This window comes from Ochrobactrum sp. WV_118_8, from assembly GCF_039631535.1.
In the GTDB taxonomy this organism is placed as follows: Bacteria; Pseudomonadota; Alphaproteobacteria; order Rhizobiales; family Rhizobiaceae; genus Brucella; species Brucella anthropi.
The window spans coordinates 611,541-629,072 of the sequence record NZ_JBDIUZ010000002.1 but is presented as its reverse complement, the minus strand read 5'-3'; the positions used below and the strand labels follow the sequence as shown (position 1 = coordinate 629,072).

Below are 17,532 nucleotides of genomic sequence, written 5' to 3'. Positions count from 1 at the left end.
GGGAGGAAAGACATGGAAAACTTCAGTCTCCTGATGGATGGCTTCGCCCACATACTCAGTTTCAATCATGTTTTGCTGATGATGCTGGGTGTAACGCTTGGAATTTTGGTTGGTGTCCTGCCGGGATTGGGTGCGCCCAATGGTGTTTCCCTGCTTTTGCCACTGACTTTTACAATGGACCCCATCTCCGCGATCATTCTGTTGTCCTGTATGTATTGGGGGGCATTGTTCGGTGGATCAACCACGTCCATTCTTTTCAATATACCGGGCGAGCCTTCGTCCGTTGCCACCACTTTCGATGGATATCCGATGGCGAAGGCCGGACATGCGAGCCGCGCCCTGACGCTGGCATTCGTTTCGGCTGGCATCGGCGCGCTGGCTGGTGTGATGATGATTACACTGCTCTCTAGTTGGGTTGCCAATTTCGCCCTGCGATTTTCATCGCCAGAGTATTTCGCTGTTTATTTTCTGGCTTTCGCCAGCTTTATATCCATGGGTGCTCAATCGCCCTTCAAGACGCTCGTTTCCATGATGATCGGTTTTGCCTTTGCCTCGGTGGGCATGGACACTATCTCCGGCAATTTGCGCCTGACATTTGAAATACCGGAACTCATCAAGGGTATCTCCTTTCTGATTGCAGTGATGGGCCTGTTCGGGATCGGCGAACTGTTGCTGACGACGGAGGAGGGGCTGCGCTTTGATGGCATCAAGGCACGGGTGCGTCTCGGTGAGATCGGGCGTACGCTACTGGAGATACCGCGTTACTGGTTCACGCTTGCACGCTCAACGCTGATCGGTATCTGGATGGGCATAACGCCCGCCGGACCAACGGCTGCATCCTTTATGAGCTATGGCGTGGCTCGTCGTTCCGCCCGCGATAAATCGAAGTTCGGCAAGGGGGACCCGCGGTATCGTGGCTCCGGAAACCGCTGACCATTCTGCCGGTACATCTGCGCTTCTCCCCATGCTGGCACTTGGTGTTCCGGGTTCGGCTACCGCTGCTGTGATGATGGGCGGCCTGATGATCTGGGGCCTCACTCCCGGCCCGACATTGTTCACGGATCGCCCGGATTTCGTCTGGGGTCTGATTGCATCCATGTATCTCGGCAATATTGTCGCCGTTATTCTGGTCATTGCGACCGTGCCGCTCTACGCATCTATTCTGCGCGTGCCGTTCTCGATCATCGGGCCGATCATTGTCGCGGTCATTTTCTCCGGCGCTTATCAGGTCGCCAACTCGATAACCGACGTCTGGCTGGTGATCGCATTTGGCGTGCTGGGCTATATCTTCAAGAAACTCGACTATCCGCTGGCACCGTTGGTTCTAGCCATGGTTCTCGGAGACAAGGCAGAAGATGCATTCCGTCAGTCGATGATGATGTCCAGCGGTCAGCTTTCGATATTCTGGTCGAATGGCCTGGTTGCATCGCTGATGACGCTCGGCGTCTTCCTGCTTGTTTCACCCGCCATCTTCTGGGGCATTGGCAAACTGCGTAGCCGGAAACCCGAAATTCCCTCCGGTAACGGCAACGTGGCCTGATGTCGATGGATCACGCAAAAGAACAGGAATGTAAGTTGCAACAGACGATTTCCAAATGGACACGCGAAACCTGGCCAATTGCAGCAGCGATGATCCAGTATCCCAATATGCTGCCGGACGGCAGTTCGGTGCAGGATCAGTCGGTGGAAGATTGGGCCCGCACTTTGTCCGATGTTGCGGATGCAGGGTTTACCGAACTTGATCCGACCGACAGCTGGCTGCGACTGGCTGACTTGTCATCGATTCGTCTCAGTGAATTTATGGCGGTCGTCAAATCGCTCGGCTTTACTATTCCTGCAATTTCGACGTCGCGACGCAGCGTGATCGACGCACAACACGGCGACGAATATCTGGCTTATGGTCACAGGGTCATCGACACCGCTAAGGAAATTGGCGCGAGCTGCGTTTCCTTCGGGCTTTTTGAACCGCTGACGGACGCTCAAAAACAGGCATTGTGGTTCTGGACGGTCGATGGTGCTAAGAACCCGGACGATCCGGCTGTGTGGAACAAGGCTGTTGAGCGAATTCGTGAACTCGGTCGCCATGCGGATGAGCTTGGTATAGAGCTGTCGCTTGAAATGTACGAAGATACCTATCTTGGCACTGCGGACAGTTCAGTCCGTTTCGTTGAGGAAGTTGGCCTCGACAATGTCGGGATCAATGCCGATCTTGGCAATCTCATCCGTCTGCACCGTCCGGTCGAACATTGGCAGAAGATGATGGAGAAGGTGGCGCCTTACGCAAAGTTCTGGCACGTCAAGAATTACACCCGTACGGAAGACCCAGCATCCGGTGTGACCGTCACGCATCCAGCTCCCCTTGAAAGCGGGATCATCAATTATCGCACAGCTATCAGGATGGCGCTGGATCACGGTTTTGCCAGCCCCTTCTTATGCGAACATTATGGTGGCGACGGGCTCTCCGTTTCGGCTACAAATCGTGACTACCTGCGCCGCATCCTGCCACGCGGCTAATGACCCAGACCAAGGACTGTTTCAATGACGACGATTTTCGACGCGCCGGAGGAGTTTGCCTCGACCGCTCTTGCCGGGTTTGCCAGTATCTATAACCGCTATGTTCGCCACGTGCGTGGCGGCGTTGTTCGTTCCACAAAGGTGCCTCAAGGTAAAGTTGCTGTGGTTGTCGGAGGTGGCTCGGGTCATTACCCGGCATTTGCTGGTTACGTCGGGCCGGGCTTGGCGGATGCAGCAGTTGCTGGTGACGTATTTGCTTCGCCTTCCACTGCGGCAGTGGCGCGCGTCTGCCGACAGGCGCACAAGGGCGGCGGTATTCTGCTGGGATTCGGCAATTACGCCGGAGACGTTCTTAATTTCGGCGTTGCTGCCGAACGCTTGCGTGCCGAAGGTATTGATGTCCGCATCGTACCCGTAACCGACGATGTGGCTAGCGCTCCGGCTGATATGCATGAGAAGCGGCGCGGCATTGCTGGAGATCTGGTTGTGTTCAAAATCGCGGGTGCCGCTGCCGAAGCCGGTCTGTCACTGGACGAAGTCGAACGGCTGTCACGCCACGCGAACGCGAACACTGTCTCCTTTGGCGTTGCCTTCAAAGGCTGCACCTTGCCGGGCGCACCGCATCCGCTCTTTACGGTACCGGAAGGTCAGATGGCGCTTGGTCTCGGCATTCACGGCGAACCGGGGATCAAGGAGGAGGCGATCCTGCCTGCCTCCGGTCTGGCAAGCCTGCTGGTGGAAAAACTTCTGGCGGAACGTCCAAAAGGAACGCAAAAAGTTGGCGTTATCCTGAATGGCCTAGGGGCCACCAAGTACGAAGAACTGTTTGTCCTGTGGACGGCGATTGCGTCGCTGCTGGAAAAAGCCGGTCTCGATACTGTAGCACCGGAAGCGGGTGAATTTGTAACCAGCCTTGATATGCAAGGTTGTTCACTGACCCTTCTTTGGCTCGATGACGAACTCGAGCGCTACTGGACCGCAGCTTGCGATACTCCGGTTCTACGTCGCGGCGAAGCGATCGCAGTCGAGCCTGCGAACAATGTCATTGCCAACGAGGATGCAGCCCCCGATTTTGCTAAGGCGGATGAAGCCGGGCGTGCCGGTGGCGTTTGCATTCAGGGAATTTTGCACGCCGTCGCAGACGTGTTGGTCGAGGCTGAAGAAGAACTGGGCCGCATCGATGCCTTCGCCGGCGACGGTGATCACGGTCAGGGCATGCGACGTGGCTCTGCAGCTGCAAAAGATGCAGCTGATCAGGCCGTCAAGGCTGGGGCCGGGACCGCAAGCGTATTGGCTGTTGCAGGCGATGACTGGGCAGATCGGGCCGGAGGGACCTCCGGAGCTCTGTGGGGGCTTCTGTTGCGCTCGTGGAGTGCGGAGCTCTCCGATAATGGCAACATTGATGATGGTGCAGTCGTTCGCGGTGGCAGGCGCGCGCTTGATGCCGTAACAACTCTCGGCCGCGCGAAACCCGGCGACAAGACATTGGTGGATGCATTTGTGCCTTTCGTGGAAACGCTCGAAAACGCATTTGCATCGGGAAAACCACTTGCTGATGCATGGAAACAAGCCGCTGAAGTCGCCAAGGTGGCTGCGGAAGCGACAGCTCCGCTTACTCCGAAACTCGGTCGGGCAAGACCGTTGGCAGAAAAGAGCATTGGCCATCCCGACGCAGGCGCCATTTCACTGGCTCTGGTCGCAGAAATCGTCGGCAAGAAACTGAAAAGCTGAATTGTCAATCAGGCGGGCTGGTTCGAAGCCGGCCCACCTGACAGGCATTAAATGATTGTCTAAATAGCAATCAGGACGGGAGGATCTGGTAGAAATTATCAAGTTTTCCCGGCTTTGAGTGGGCTACCAGCATGACCAGTTTTTCCTGATCGAACACGCGAAACCAATCTTCCCATTCCACGACTTCAAGACCGCCAGCATCCAAGGGTCGTTCGACATCGGCGACGAATTCCGGTTCGAAAACAATTCGCAAAACGGGCACTGCATCGGGGTCTATGGAAGTGCTGACAAAAGCCGGGTTTCCATTGCGAGCGGCCACCCAGTCCCGAATGGCTTCATGCGTATCTAGGGTGATCGTTTCACTCATCGGGAGCATTCCTCTGGTTGCTATCATTAAGGGCATCTTTGGCTCGGCTGGCGGACGAGTCAAATGCAAGCTTTCGTAATGTGCCATGATATTCAGATAGGTCCGCCCAGGTTTCTGAAAAGACACTGCTCCGTTCACTTTCTTCATGAATCTGCAATCGGGGTGAAATCTTTCAGTCCATCCTGTTGACGACGGCTGTGCGTTCATTCATGTCGTAAACCGACTATCTGCTGTTACAGCTTGGAAATCCCCAAAATGACTGAACGTCTCTCTCTCGCACGCGACCGCATCAATGTTCTTCTACTGGAGGGCATCAATCAAACGGCCGTCGATTACTTCAAAGCTTCCGGTTACACCAATGTCACGCATCTGCCGAAGGCGCTGGATAAAGTCGATCTGATTGAAGCGATTTCGTCTGCGCATATCGTCGGAATTCGTTCGCGGACGCAGCTGACTGAAGAGATTTTTGCCGCGGCTAACCGCCTGATTGCAGTGGGTTGCTTCTCGGTTGGAACTAATCAGGTTGAATTGAAAGCTGCCCGCAAGCGCGGCATTCCGGTCTTCAACGCACCATTTTCGAATACCCGTTCGGTCGCAGAACTGGTGATTGGCGAAATCATCATGCTGATGCGCCGGATTTTCCCACGCTCCGTCTCCGCACATGCAGGCGGTTGGGACAAAACGGCAAACGGCAGCCGCGAAGTGCGCGGCAAGACGCTTGGTATCATCGGTTATGGCAATATCGGTTCGCAGGTCGGCAATCTGGCCGAAAGCCTCGGCATGACGGTGCGCTACTTCGATACTTCCGACAAGCTGCAATATGGTAATGTCAAACCGGCTGCGAGCCTCGATGAGCTGCTGAAGATTTCGGATGTCGTCAGCCTGCACGTGCCGTCCAACAAGTCGACTTCGAAGCTGATTACCGAAGCGAAACTGCGCAAGATGAAGAAGGGAGCCTTTCTCATCAACAATGCGCGCGGTACGGTTGTTGATCTGGAGGCTCTGGCGAAGGTTCTGCAGGAAGGTCACCTTGCAGGCGCTGCCATTGACGTGTTCCCGGTTGAACCAGCCTCCAACAACGACAGGTTTGTCTCCCCGATTCAGGGGCTGGAGAACGTCATTCTCACACCGCACATCGGCGGATCGACAGAAGAAGCGCAGGAACGTATCGGTTTGGAAGTCACCAGAAAACTGGTCGAATATTCTGATGTCGGTTCCACGCTGGGCGCTGTCAACTTCCCGCAAGTCCAACTGCCGCCGCGTCCCACGGGTACGCGCTTCATGCACGTGCATGAAAACCGCCCGGGCATCCTCAACAGCCTCGTGAATATTTTCTCGACGCATAACATCAACATCGCCAGTCAGTTTCTGCAAACCGATGGCGAAGTGGGTTATCTTGTGATGGAAGCAGACGGCGTCGGTGAGGCCAGCGAAACGGTTCTGCAAGCCATTCGCCAAATTCCCGGCACGATCCGGGCCCGTCTGCTCTATTGAGTGTATTTCGCAGCGCCAACTATCTCTGGCGCTGCGATTTCTCAAAACGTTTGATGAGGCGGTCTCGACGCAATCGCGAGAGGCGCTGAATCCAGAAAATACCGTCGAGCTGGTCTATTTCGTGCTGATGGCAAACGGCGAGCAAGCCTTCCGATTCCTCGGTTTGCTCGGTGCCACTCAGGTCTTGATGGCGAATTTTGATGCGGGCGTGGCGCTCGACGTCGTCGACTACGCCCGGCATCGAAACGCTACCTTCCTGATGATGGATTTTTTCGTCCGAAGCCCAGACTATTTCCGGATTCACATAGAATTTCGGGCTTGGCTCGGTCGGTAGTTCTAAAACCACCAAACGTTTCGATATGCCGACATGTGGCGCGGTGATACCGATGCCCGGTGCTGCGCGCATTGTATCGAGAAGATCGGTGCCTAATTCCTGCAAAGCGCTGTCGAACAGGGTGATCGGCTCGGCAATAGCGCGCAGTCGTTTATCCGGATAGCATACAATCGGGCGAACAGTCATCGGACCTCACATTCTGCACGCGGATAGACCTCGTATCCGCACACGATCTTTTGGCCGATTTTCACTGTGACTTGCAAACACTATCGCAGGTGACCGTCACAATCCTCGCGCTATAACGAGACGCTGTACGTCGCTGGTGCCTTCGTAAATCTGGCACACGCGAACATCGCGATAAATGCGCTCAACCGGATAATCAGCAAGGTAACCGTAGCCGCCATGAATCTGGATCGCGGCGGAGCAGACCTGTTCTGCCATTTCGGAGGCGACGAGTTTGGCCATTGATGCTTCGGTCAAGCAGGGTTTGCCCGCCTCGCGCAGCGCAGCTGCATGGAGAACCATCTGACGGGCTGTCTCAATCTTCGTTGCCATGTCGGCGAGTCTGAAAGCGACGGCCTGATGCTCGATAATCGGCTTACCGAATGTAATGCGCTCTTTGGCGTAAGCGCATGCAGCTTCGAACGCTGCGCGAGCCATACCGACTGATTGTGCCGCAATGCCGATGCGTCCGCCTTCCAGATTGGCAAGCGCGATTTTGTAGCCCTGGCCCTCATCGCCCAGTCGGTTCTCTACTGGGATGCGCATGTTGGTGAAAGCGAGCGCACAGGTATCCGACGAATGCTGGCCGAGCTTGTGTTCCACGGAAACAACTTCGTAGCCCGGAGTATCGGTCGGCACGATGAAAGCCGAAATGCCTTTCTTGCCTGCCGATGGATCGGTGATGGCAAAAGCGATCACCACGCTGCCATTCTTGCCCGATGTGATGAACTGCTTGGAACCGTCGATCACGTAATGATCGCCGTCGCGGCGTGCACGGGTTTTGAGCGCAGACGCATCCGAGCCGGCCTGTGGTTCGGTCAACGCGAACCCGCCGATCCATTCACCGGCTGCCATCTTGGGCAAAAAACGCTTTTTCTGTTCTTCGGTGCCGAAACGCAGGATCGGAACGCAGCCGACGGATGAATGGACCGAAACGATGGTCGAACATGCCCCATCGCCCGCAGCAATCTCTTCCAGCGCCAGAGCGTAGGCAACCGTACCGAGATTGGCCCCCCCCCATTCTTCCGGCACCAGCATTCCGAGAAAACCAAGCTCGCCCATTTCGGCGAGCTCCGCGCGTGGAAAAGTGTGCTCCCTGTCACGTGCGGCGGCACCCGGCGCGAGCCGTTCCTGCGCGAACTGCCGGGCGGCGTCGCGAATCTGCTCCTGCGTATCGCTCAAGAGCATCAGACGATCCTCTCGATACCAACCGCAGTCGCTTCGCCGCCGCCCAGACAGATGCCAGCAACACCGCGCTTCAGACCATGGGTTTCGAGGGCTGAAAGCAGGGTGACAAGTATGCGCGCCCCTGACGCGCCGATGGGATGGCCAAGGGCGCAGGCGCCACCATGAATGTTGACTTTGTCGTGCGGTAGATCAAGATCACGCATGGCCGCCATGGTTACGACCGCAAAAGCTTCATTGATCTCAAAGAGATCGACATCTTTCAGGTTCCAGCCGATTTTCGCGGAAAGCTTGTTTATGGCGCCGATCGGGGCGGTCGGGTAGAGATTCGGCTTGTCGGCATGGGTCGCATGGCCGACCAGAACCGCACGTGGGGTGAGGCCGCGCTTTTCCGCTTCGGAAGCACGCATGAGAACAAGGGCTGCCGCCCCGTCCGAAATCGAGGAGGAATTGGCAGCCGTCACGGTGCCGCCATCACGAAATGCCGGGCGAAGGGTGGGAATTTTGTCCAGTTTCGCCTTGCCGGGCTGCTCATCAATGGAAATTTCAACTTCGCTACGTCCAGCTTTCACTGAAACGGGGGTAATTTCGGCAGCGAAAAGGCCGTTCGTGATAGCATTCTGCGCACGTGTCAGAGAGGCAATGGCGAACTCATCCTGAGCTTCGCGAGTAAACTGGTAGGCTTCCGCGCAGTCTTCGGCAAAGGTGCCCATCAGACGACCTTTGTCATAGGCATCTTCAAGCCCATCGAGGAACATATGGTCGATAATCTGGCCGTGTCCCATACGATACCCACCACGTGCCTTTGGCAGCAGATAGGGGGAGTTCGTCATGCTCTCCATGCCGCCGGACACGATGACATCGGCAGAACCTGCCAGCAGCAGATCGTGCGCCAGCATGGTTGCCTTCATGCCTGAGCCGCACATCTTGTTGACCGTCGTCGCGCCGGTTGAAACCGGCAATCCGGCTTTGATTGAGGCCTGTCGTGCCGGAGCCTGCCCCTGACCGGCAGGCAGAACACAGCCCATATAGACATCTTCGACCGCTTCCGGTGCAAGACCCGCGCCCGCAAGTGCGCCGCGAATGGCGGCGGCACCAAGATCGGTCGCCTGGGCGTTGGCAAAATCGCCCTGAAAGCCGCCCATGGGAGTACGCGAAGCACCGACAATGACAATAGGATCGCTGTTGGACATGATTGTTCCTCGTTACTTTGCTGCCATGCGAAGTGCGCCATCCAGACGGATGACTTCACCGTTGAGCATCTGGTTTTCCACGATGTGGCGGGCAAGAGCCGCATATTCGTCCGGGCGACCGAGGCGAGGCGGGAAAGGCACGGAAGCGCCGAGGGCATCCTGCACTTCCTGCGGCATGCCCGCCATCATCGGCGTGGCGAAAATTCCAGGCGCAATGGTCATGACGCGGATGCCATATCGCGCAAGCTCGCGCGCCACAGGCAAGGTCATGGCAGCAACGCCGCCCTTGGAAGCGGAATAGGCAGCTTGCCCAATCTGGCCGTCAAAGGCTGCAACCGACGCCGTGTTGATGATGACGCCACGTTCTCCGCCTTCACCGGGCTCGTTCTTTGCCATAGCTTCGGCAGCAAGGCGCAGCATGTTGAATGTGCCAATCAGATTGATCGAAATTGCGCGCGTGAAGCTTTCCAGCTTATGTGCGCCGTCGCGACCGAGAACTTTTTCGCCCGGTGCCACACCCGCACAATTGATGAGTATATCGACGTGCCCGAAAGCCTCAAGCGCAGCCGCGATGGCAGCCTTGCCATCCGCATCGCTGGTGACGTCGGTGCGATGAAAGTTCGCCGCCGAACCAAGCGTCTTGGCCTGCGCTTCGCCAGCTTCCGCATTTACATCGAGAAGCATGACTTTGCCACCGGCATTGACGGCCATTTTCGCAACTGCTGCACCGAGGCCAGAGCTTGCGCCAGTAATCAGAAATACCCGATCCTTAATCTGCATATTCTTGTCCTCAGGCCTTCGCCTGTTGCTGTTTGTCGATTTCCGCCTTGCGTAGGAGGAACCGTTGGATTTTTCCGCTTGGTGTCTTGGGAAGCTCGTTCACGAAATCGATTTCGCGCGGATAGGAATGGGCGGAGAGCCGCTTCTTCACGTGCAACGCCAGCTCATCCTTCAGTTCATGCGTACCTTCGAAACCGGGTGCAAGAATAACGAATGCCTTCAGAATTTCCGTTCGTTGCGGGTCAGGTACGCCGACGACCGCTGCTTCGTTGACGGCTGCGTGTTCAAGAAGGGCGCTTTCGACATCGAAGGGTCCAATGCGATAACCTGATGATGTTATAACGTCATCGGCACGGCCTATGAAGCTGATCGAACCATCCGGCTCGAATTCCACTGTATCTCCGGTGCGATAGTAACCGTCCGCAATGGCTGGTGTTTCCTGCCTGTAATAGCCGGAAAACCAGAGAAGCGGCGATTTTGCAATATCGACAGCAAGAATGCCGGGCTGATTAGGACCGAGCTCATTGCTCTGTTCATCCAGAACGGCGATGCGATAGCCGGGCATTGCATAGCCAGCCGAACCGTGTCGAACGGAATGTTCAAGGCCGTGATGATTATTCACCACCATGCCGAGTTCGGTCTGGCCGTAATGATCGTAAATCGGTGCGCCAAGATATACGTCGAACCAGCGAATGACTTCCGGGTTAAGCGGTTCTCCGGCACTCGACACCACACGCAGGCGACCTTTGACACGTTTCGCAGCTTCCGGTCCCTCGGCCATTAACAGACGGAAGGCAGTCGGCGAACCGGCAAGGCTGGTGACGCCAAGGCGCTCGATAATCTCGTAGGTGCTTTCGGCGGTGAAACCACCTTCGTAAAGCGTGGTTGCCATGCCAAGCTGCAACGGACCAGTCACAGCATAGTAAAGGCCATAGGCCCAGCCCGGATCGGCAATGTTCCAGAAGATATCGTCGGAACGCAGACCGATGGCTTCGCGCATATAGGCACCGAACGCCAATAGCGCATAAAGCGGGACCGGTACGCCTTTGGGCAGGCCAGCGGTGCCGGAAGTCGACATCATCATGAACAGATCGCTGCCCTTGCGAAGCACCGGCGCGCAGTCAACTGAAGCAGAAGCCGCTGCCACGCGAAAATCGATGTCGCCGGCTGGTAAGTCTTCGCCGGGTGCCAGCACGATTGCGACTTTGGAGCAGTTTTCAACTTCTGTCAGCTTGGAGCGGTTAGCCGTGTTGGTGACGACCAGTTTTGCGCCGCTGGTTTTCAGGCGGTGTTCGATTGCTTTTGGGCCGAAAGCGGTGAAAAGCGGCTGATAAATAGCGCCGATACGCCATGCGCCGAGAATGGTTGCAATGAGTTCTGGTGCGCGCGGCAACAGGCTGGCGACCACGTCACCAGCGCCGACACCTGCATCTTTCAGTACATTGCCGACACGAGCGGCCATATCGCGCAGGTTCTCGAAGGTAAATTCGGAAAGTTCGCCATTGGCTGCAATCGCGCGCAGGGCTACGCGATTATCACCCGTATGCCGGTCGCAGCATTCAATACAGGCATTCATGCCTGTTTCAGGATTGCCGTGAAGCTTTGCAATGGCATCTTCGATGCGAAATTGCGCGACGGCATCATCATAACGCATCAATCGCGCTGAAACGGACGTTTCAGTCATCCAGTATAACCTCCCTGACCGCCACCTCCTCGTGGCCAACCATGCCTAAAGGTTAACGCGTCACGCATTGCAAACAATGACATTAGATGCATTAATGTGTGATCGATTTTGCAACATAGAGAAGCCATGGAACGCCATAATATTGCACCGGGCTTTGTCGAGGATGCGCTCGAAAGCGTGCGTGTCCGGGGCATAGATACGGCTGCCCTGATGGCGAAGATCGGCCTGCCGGAGACAGTGACAGAACCCGTCACTAATGTGGAATATGGTCGTTTGTGGTGGCTGATTGCCGAAACGATCAACGACGAATTCTTTGGGCTGGCTGCAAGGCCGATGCGCCCCGGCAGCTTCAATCTGCTTTGTCATGCCGTGCTGCATGCTGGCACGCTGGAACGGGCTTTGCGACGGGCTTTGCAGTTTCTCAATGTAGTGCTGGATGATCCGCGGGGCGAATTGCGGATCCGCGATGGCATGGCCCATGTCGTTCTGACCGATGCCGGGCACCCGAGACCTGCCTTTGCTTATCGTGCCTATTGGCTGATCCTGATGGGTGTGGTCTGCTGGCTGATCGGGCGACGTATTCCGTTGCGGACGCTCGACTTTGCTTGTCCGGCACCGGTCCACCGTCAAGACTATCACAAGTTCTTCGGAGCGCCGGTCCTGTTCGACCAGCCGGTGACGCGACTGGTTTTTTCATCGTCTTATCTATCACTGCCGATCATTCGCAGCGATGTAGCGCTGGACAGTTTTTTACGAGAAGCTCCCGCCAATATTCTGATCCGCTATCGTCATGATAATGATCTTTCCGCAAGGGTACGCGCACAATTGAATGCTTTGCCAATCACAGACTGGCCTTCTTTTGAAGAGCTCGCGAAGGGACTTGGCATGTCCGTACCGACCTTGCGACGCAGGCTGCGCGGGGAGGGGCAGAGCTTCGGCACGATCAAGGATGAGTTGCGGTTCGTTATTGCTGAAAGGCTTTTGCAGGAAAACAGGTTGAGCGTGGCGGAGGTGGCTGCCGAACTTGGCTACAGTGAGCCGAGCGCCTTTTATCGCGCCTTCCATAAATGGATGGGGCAAAGCCCTGGGCGGTTTCGGACAGTACAACAGGAGGAATAAAAATGCCGGACGTTAAGTCCGGCATTTTGTCGCTTGGGAGGCAGTATCAGTCTTCCTTGATCATGCTGTCCTTGCTCGTATCCCGCATACGCAGATAAACGATAAGGGAAATGCCGATCATGATGGTGACGTACCAGTAGAAGCCGCGTTCCCAGCCACCATTCTTGAAGCTTAGTGCAACATATTCGGCAGTACCACCGAAGAGAGTGTTGGCCAGTGCGTAGGGCAGGGCTACGCCGAGTGCACGGATATGCGCCGGGAAAAGTTCCGCCTTCACCACAGCGTTGATGGAGGTGTAGCCGGTGACGATGATGAGCGCACCCATGACCAGCAGACCAGCCGTGATCGGGTCGCGGGTCTGTTCCAGCGTCGTGAAAATCGGATAGGTGAAAAGAACACCTGCGGCGCCGAACGCGATCATCAATGGCTTACGACCAATCCTGTCTGACAAAGCGCCAGCGATGGGCTGCAGGCACATGAAGACGAAAAGGGTCACGGCATTGATCTGGCTCGCTACTTCACGGCTGAAGCCGGACGTATTCACTAGGAATTTCTGCATATAGATCGAGTAAGCGTAGAATGCGAGCGTACCGCCGGCAGTCAGAAGCATGACGAGAGCGGTTTCCTTCGGATGATGCTTGATAAGCGTCCAGAAACCGGACTTTGGAGTGTCTTTGGTCTTGGCGTTCTTGAAGCTTTCGGTTTCCGCCAGGCCGCGACGCAGCCAGAATACTACAACGGCAAGCAGTGCGCCGATGAAGAACGGAATACGCCAGCCCCAGGCCTCCAGTGCCGGGGTTTCCATGGTCGACTGAAGCACAATCAAAAGCAAGATTGCGAGAAGCTGGCCTGAAATGAGCGTGACATACTGGAACGAGGAGAAGAAGCCGCGACGATCCTTGCCCGCCATTTCCGACAGATAGGTGGCGCTAGCGCCATATTCGCCGCCGACTGACAGGCCCTGCATCAAACGTGCGAGCACGAGAAGGGCCGGAGCTGCGAGGCCGATGGTCTGGTAATCGGGCGTCAGTGCGATGATGAGCGAACCTGCACACATCAGCGTCACGGACAGTGCAAGACCCGCCTTGCGACCCTTGCGGTCGGCGTAAATACCCATGATCCACGCACCGATGGGGCGCATGACAAAGCCGACTGCAAAGACTGCGGCAGCACTCATAAGCTGCGCGGTCTGGCTTTCAGACGGGAAGAAGTGCGGTGCAAAATAGAGCGCGAATGCTGCGTAAACATACCAGTCGAACCATTCGACCAGATTACCGGTCGAGCCACCGATGATGGATTTCAGGCGGCTATTGGTGCTTTGCACTTCACTCCGTTCACTTGTAATTGAGACCATGGGTTGCTCCTTCCAATCTCTGGATTTTTGAATTTCACCCCTTGTTGTGGAACCGGATCAGCGAAACGGTTTCAGGGTGTTTTTCCGTCGCCATCAACTCGTCTCTCTGCACTTCCACTTGGGTTCGTGAGAGAAGGCTTGCTTGGCGCTGGTGAATAATCTCATTCCGCGCTCCGCTTCAGCTTCGAGCACGCAATATCAGTGACCCGGTCGATAAGAGCGGCTCTGGAAGTGATTGCGATGCGGGTGCTATATTGATGCGGTTCACGGTTAAGCTCCTCCCTTCGAAACTCCCTTTTCGAAGTAGCGCTAACATGCTGTAGCTGAACAATGATCACCAGAGAGCGAATTTAAAAAGATTAAAATATTGAAATTAAATGATTTTCTGCGGATTTCGATTTACTTTCGTGCGGGTCTTGTGCAAGATTCTGCGTGACTATTCGTTTGAATTTGCATAAATATGCACAAATGAAGGTGCCATCGAAGATTACAAAATTCCTTTTGGTTGCCCTCGCTTTCTTACTGGCAATCGGTGTGTGGTTTTCCGCCCGGCTGTGGGCGGAAAACGAGGCGCTTGATGGACTTCGGCAAAATGCGACGCTTGTAGCGCGTCAACAGACCCGCCTGATAGACAGTGAACTGGCAAAGTTCCGGTTGTTGCCTGTGGTTTTGAAGGAGTATAGCGATCTGCGTGATGTGCTTGCTGGCAGATCGGAGGACGCGACCACTCGTCTGAACCAAAAGCTTGAACTTCTTGCACATCAGATCGGTTCGCCAATCATCTATGTGATCGCTCGTGACGGAACTGTTATTGCGTCATCGAATGCTAATACGCCGGAGAGCTTTGTCGGACGCAATTACGATTTCCGGCCTTATTTCAAGGGCGCGATGGCAGGAGGTTCGGCAGAATATTATGCCATAGGTGATTTGAGTGGGCGTTTCGGCCTTTTTTTGGCGCGGCGCATCGGTGATCAGGCTAATCCGGTTGGTGTGGTCGTCATCAAATTTGAATTCCACAGACTGGTGCAAACATGGGCAAATGACCCCGGCCAGACCTTCGTTGTTGATCCTCGCGGGATCATACTGGCCTCCACTGATAAGGCCGAAGACCTTCGCTCTTTTCAGACTATATCAACTACAGAACGCACAAAGATTATCGAGAGTGGACAGTTCAATGCTGCGGATATGAAGCCGAGCAATTATCGTTTTGCGCCGGATGGGATGATGATCGGGCCGTCCGGCCAATATTCAGTTGCGGTCGACGAGCCGATTGCCGAAACGTCTCTGAAACTGGTTCATATCGAACCTATGGGGCGGGCGCTACGCGCTGCCAACGACCTTGCGCGCCTGATAACGGTGGCAGTTATGCTCGTTTTTGTCATGATCGCCGGTGCCGTTTACTGGCGAGTGAGCCGCGCAGCGCGTGCGGCAGCCTATCGTGCCGAACTCGAGACTGCAGTTGAAGAGCGCACTGCCGCATTGAGCGCGGAAATGGCGGAACGTGAACTGGCTGACAAACGCTTTCGTGATGCGCGGGAAGAGCTCGCCCAGGCGAACAGGCTCGCCTCCCTCGGATCGATAACCGCAGGGCTGGTGCATGAAATCAACCAACCTGTTGCGACCATTCGGACGCTCACCGAAAACGCACAGCATCATCTAGCACATGGCAAGCTCGATAAGGTCGCCCAAAACCTCAATACATCTGTGGAACTGACAGCGCGCATAGGCTCTATCACACAGGAAATGCGCCGGTTTGCGCGCCGTCGCAGCGGTGTCGTTCGCTCGCTCCCTCTGAATGAGCTTGTGGATGGCACAATGCTGCTAATGGGAGACCGGTTCCGCAACGCCAACGTTCAGCTGGATATACCCGAGCGTTCCAACTTGGTGATACTTGCCTGCCGCGTCCGATCAGAGCAAGTGCTTGTGAATTTGCTGCAGAACGCGTTGGATGCAGTGAGGAATACCGAGAATCCACGTGTTTCGTTCAGCGTCCGCGACGAGAGCGACCAGATTTCTCTTGTCGTGGACGATAACGGACCCGGCATTGATCCCCAATTGGCTGACGAGATTTTTAGCCCATTTGTTACAGGAAAAGCGGACGGCCTCGGTCTGGGGCTGGGCATCGCGAGAGACCTCATGACTGAATTGGAAGGAACGCTACGCGTCGTTCCATCGCAGCTTGGCGGTGCAGCTTTTGCGGCAACCTTGAAGCGGGCGAAAGAGGAGGGTGGCCTTGACGGAAAGTGAGCCTTTGCGCGTGATGCTGGTCGATGACGATGCGGCATTTCGTACGGCCTTGGCCGATTCATTTGAAATCGCAGGTCTTGATATTGAAGTGCACGGTGACGGTCAGTCCGCTTTGACCAGTTTGACGCCTGACTATCCGGGAATCGTTGTGACCGATATCCGCATGCCGCGGGTTGATGGACATGCGGTGATGGAAACATTGTTGACGCGTGACCCGGAACTGCCGGTTATTTTGATGACTGGACATGGCGACATTGGAATGGCCGTGGCCTCGCTCAAGAAAGGCGCCTTCGATTTCATAGCCAAACCATTTGCTGCTGATCATCTGATATCGAGCGTTCGCCGCGCCCTGGAAATGCGCCGACTGGTGCTGGAAAATCGCCGCCTTCGCCGGGCTGCGGCAGATGCCGAGCAGGATTATCCTCTACTTGGTGAAACTCCGGTGATGGTGCGATTGCGTGACACGATCCGCCAGCTTGCCAGTGTCGATGTCGATGTGTTGATAGAAGGCGAAACCGGGACCGGAAAAGAATTGGTGGCTCGCCTCCTGCACCGCTGGAGCGCACGTCATGCCCGCAGTTTTGTTGCTATCGATTGTGCCGCCTTGCCCGACGTCATTGCCGATGAGGTTCTGTTCGGCAGTCGCATCCAGCGCGGGAGAATAGCCGACGCGGATCGCGGCACGTTATTTCTCGACGAAGTCGACAGCATGTCACTGTCCGTTCAGGGCAAGCTGCTGCGTGTTGTCGAAGAGCGTGAGTTGCCTTCGCTTTCAGGAGAGCCGCGCGCGGTCAATCTAAGGATCATAGCGGCTGCGAAAGGCAATCTGGAGGAAGCTGTGACTTCCGGTCGCTTTCGTTCCGATTTGTTTTATCGCCTTGAAACGGTCAGGCTCCGTGTTCCGCCTCTGCGCGAGCGGCGGAAGGATATCGGTCTGCTTTTCTCCTATTTTCTTGACGAAGCGGCAGCACAGTTCAGCCAACCGCGACCTGCAATTGATGCAGTCATTGAAGCGCGATTGAACTCGGACGAATGGTCGGGAAATGTCCGCGAACTACGCAATTATGCCAAGCAGGTCGTGTTGGGATTGCGCCACGATCCAATTACGGAGCCCAGTCCGCTTTCGCTGTCGGAACAGATGGACCGTTTTGAAGACGGCGTTATTCGCGCGACGTTGGATCGTTGCAACGGTGATGTAGGGGTTGCTGCAGTTCTGCTGCAATTGCCGCGGCGCAGTCTCTACGCCCGCCTGCAAAAGCTTGCAATTGACGCTTCGACCTTCAGAAAGCGTGATTGATGTTTTCATTA

At 55.7% G+C, this 17,532-nt stretch carries 13 protein-coding genes and 1 pseudogene; 7 read left to right on the top strand and 7 right to left on the bottom strand.

Annotated features, from left to right (window positions below):
- Window positions 1-12: 12 nt before the first annotated feature.
- The 3 genes and pseudogenes from ABDF71_RS17010 (at window position 13) to ABDF71_RS17000 (ending at window position 4,245) form a co-directional block, all read left to right on the top strand.
- A pseudogene (locus ABDF71_RS17010) lies at window positions 13-1,540 on the top strand (tripartite tricarboxylate transporter permease).
- Window positions 1,540-2,514 carry a sugar phosphate isomerase/epimerase family protein gene (locus ABDF71_RS17005; protein ID WP_010661733.1) on the top strand — a complete coding sequence of 325 codons (975 nt, stop codon included), beginning with the start codon at window positions 1,540-1,542 and terminating at the stop codon, window positions 2,512-2,514. The pseudogene ABDF71_RS17010 and the gene ABDF71_RS17005 overlap by 1 nt, the downstream one beginning before the upstream one ends.
- 24 nt (window positions 2,515-2,538) lie before the next feature.
- The gene (locus ABDF71_RS17000; protein ID WP_151616513.1) at window positions 2,539-4,245 is read left to right on the top strand and encodes a dihydroxyacetone kinase family protein; all 1,707 of its coding nucleotides are present in this window, start codon (window positions 2,539-2,541) and stop codon (window positions 4,243-4,245) included.
- 70 nt (window positions 4,246-4,315) lie between these two features.
- On the opposite strand, the gene ABDF71_RS16995 is transcribed toward ABDF71_RS17000, so the two are convergent.
- Window positions 4,316-4,612, bottom strand: coding sequence for a hypothetical protein (locus ABDF71_RS16995; protein WP_010661735.1), 297 nt, complete (start codon window positions 4,610-4,612; stop codon window positions 4,316-4,318).
- 255 nt (window positions 4,613-4,867) lie between these two features.
- Here ABDF71_RS16995 and serA point away from each other — a divergent pair, with 255 nt between their 5' ends.
- A complete protein-coding gene (gene serA, locus ABDF71_RS16990) occupies window positions 4,868-6,106 on the top strand; it encodes a phosphoglycerate dehydrogenase (protein WP_258125158.1) in 1,239 nt (412 codons plus the stop codon).
- Window positions 6,107-6,125: 19 nt separating this feature from the next.
- On the opposite strand, the gene ABDF71_RS16985 is transcribed toward serA, so the two are convergent.
- The 5 genes from ABDF71_RS16985 to ABDF71_RS16965 all read right to left on the bottom strand — a co-directional run bounded on the left by ABDF71_RS16985 (window position 6,126) and on the right by ABDF71_RS16965 (window position 11,504).
- Complete coding sequence (locus ABDF71_RS16985; RefSeq protein WP_010661737.1) at window positions 6,126-6,626, bottom strand: peptide deformylase; 501 nt, start codon at window positions 6,624-6,626, stop codon at window positions 6,126-6,128.
- Between the two features lie 96 nt (window positions 6,627-6,722).
- Window positions 6,723-7,850, bottom strand: a complete 1,128-nt coding sequence (locus tag ABDF71_RS16980; protein WP_258125159.1) for an acyl-CoA dehydrogenase family protein — start codon at window positions 7,848-7,850, stop codon at window positions 6,723-6,725.
- The gene (locus tag ABDF71_RS16975) at window positions 7,850-9,040 is read right to left on the bottom strand and encodes an acetyl-CoA C-acyltransferase (RefSeq protein WP_125335720.1); all 1,191 of its coding nucleotides are present in this window, start codon (window positions 9,038-9,040) and stop codon (window positions 7,850-7,852) included. Before ABDF71_RS16975 ends, ABDF71_RS16980 begins: the two co-directional genes overlap by 1 nt.
- A gap of 12 nt (window positions 9,041-9,052) precedes the next feature.
- The gene (locus ABDF71_RS16970) at window positions 9,053-9,820 is read right to left on the bottom strand and encodes a 3-hydroxyacyl-CoA dehydrogenase (RefSeq protein WP_010661740.1); all 768 of its coding nucleotides are present in this window, start codon (window positions 9,818-9,820) and stop codon (window positions 9,053-9,055) included.
- 10 nt (window positions 9,821-9,830) lie between these two features.
- Window positions 9,831-11,504 (bottom strand): acyl-CoA synthetase, encoded by a 1,674-nt coding sequence (locus ABDF71_RS16965; protein WP_258125160.1) that lies wholly within the window; start codon window positions 11,502-11,504, stop codon window positions 9,831-9,833.
- A 126-nt stretch (window positions 11,505-11,630) separates the two neighbouring features.
- Between ABDF71_RS16965 and ABDF71_RS16960 the strand changes: the two genes are divergently transcribed.
- Complete coding sequence (locus ABDF71_RS16960) at window positions 11,631-12,623, top strand: AraC family transcriptional regulator (RefSeq protein WP_500061693.1); 993 nt, start codon at window positions 11,631-11,633, stop codon at window positions 12,621-12,623.
- A 46-nt stretch (window positions 12,624-12,669) separates the two neighbouring features.
- Here the strand turns inward: ABDF71_RS16960 and ABDF71_RS16955 are convergent, their stop codons facing one another.
- Window positions 12,670-13,977, bottom strand: coding sequence for an MFS transporter (locus tag ABDF71_RS16955; RefSeq protein WP_010661743.1), 1,308 nt, complete (start codon window positions 13,975-13,977; stop codon window positions 12,670-12,672).
- A gap of 468 nt (window positions 13,978-14,445) precedes the next feature.
- Between ABDF71_RS16955 and ABDF71_RS16950 the strand changes: the two genes are divergently transcribed.
- Together ABDF71_RS16950 and ABDF71_RS16945 are read left to right on the top strand one after the other, a co-directional pair.
- Window positions 14,446-16,224, top strand: a complete 1,779-nt coding sequence (locus tag ABDF71_RS16950) for a sensor histidine kinase (protein ID WP_258125161.1) — start codon at window positions 14,446-14,448, stop codon at window positions 16,222-16,224.
- Complete coding sequence (locus tag ABDF71_RS16945; protein ID WP_258125162.1) at window positions 16,211-17,521, top strand: sigma-54-dependent transcriptional regulator; 1,311 nt, start codon at window positions 16,211-16,213, stop codon at window positions 17,519-17,521. The genes ABDF71_RS16950 and ABDF71_RS16945 overlap by 14 nt, the downstream gene beginning before the upstream one ends.
- Window positions 17,522-17,532: the final 11 nt, after the last annotated feature.

Coding starts and splice junctions, on each gene's coding strand:
- ABDF71_RS17005 (WP_010661733.1), top strand. CDS start 1,540: ATGTCGATGGATCACGCAAAAGAACAGGAATGTAAGTTGCAACAGACG.
- ABDF71_RS16995 (WP_010661735.1), bottom strand. CDS start 4,612: ATGAGTGAAACGATCACCCTAGATACGCATGAAGCCATTCGGGACTGG.
- ABDF71_RS16975 (WP_125335720.1), bottom strand. CDS start 9,040: ATGTCCAACAGCGATCCTATTGTCATTGTCGGTGCTTCGCGTACTCCC.
- serA (WP_258125158.1), top strand. CDS start 4,868: ATGACTGAACGTCTCTCTCTCGCACGCGACCGCATCAATGTTCTTCTA.
- ABDF71_RS16950 (WP_258125161.1), top strand. CDS start 14,446: ATGAAGGTGCCATCGAAGATTACAAAATTCCTTTTGGTTGCCCTCGCT.
- ABDF71_RS16955 (WP_010661743.1), bottom strand. CDS start 13,977: ATGGTCTCAATTACAAGTGAACGGAGTGAAGTGCAAAGCACCAATAGC.
- ABDF71_RS16965 (WP_258125160.1), bottom strand. CDS start 11,504: ATGACTGAAACGTCCGTTTCAGCGCGATTGATGCGTTATGATGATGCC.
- ABDF71_RS16980 (WP_258125159.1), bottom strand. CDS start 7,850: ATGCTCTTGAGCGATACGCAGGAGCAGATTCGCGACGCCGCCCGGCAG.
- ABDF71_RS17000 (WP_151616513.1), top strand. CDS start 2,539: ATGACGACGATTTTCGACGCGCCGGAGGAGTTTGCCTCGACCGCTCTT.
- ABDF71_RS16970 (WP_010661740.1), bottom strand. CDS start 9,820: ATGCAGATTAAGGATCGGGTATTTCTGATTACTGGCGCAAGCTCTGGC.
- ABDF71_RS16985 (WP_010661737.1), bottom strand. CDS start 6,626: ATGACTGTTCGCCCGATTGTATGCTATCCGGATAAACGACTGCGCGCT.
- ABDF71_RS16960 (WP_500061693.1), top strand. CDS start 11,631: ATGGAACGCCATAATATTGCACCGGGCTTTGTCGAGGATGCGCTCGAA.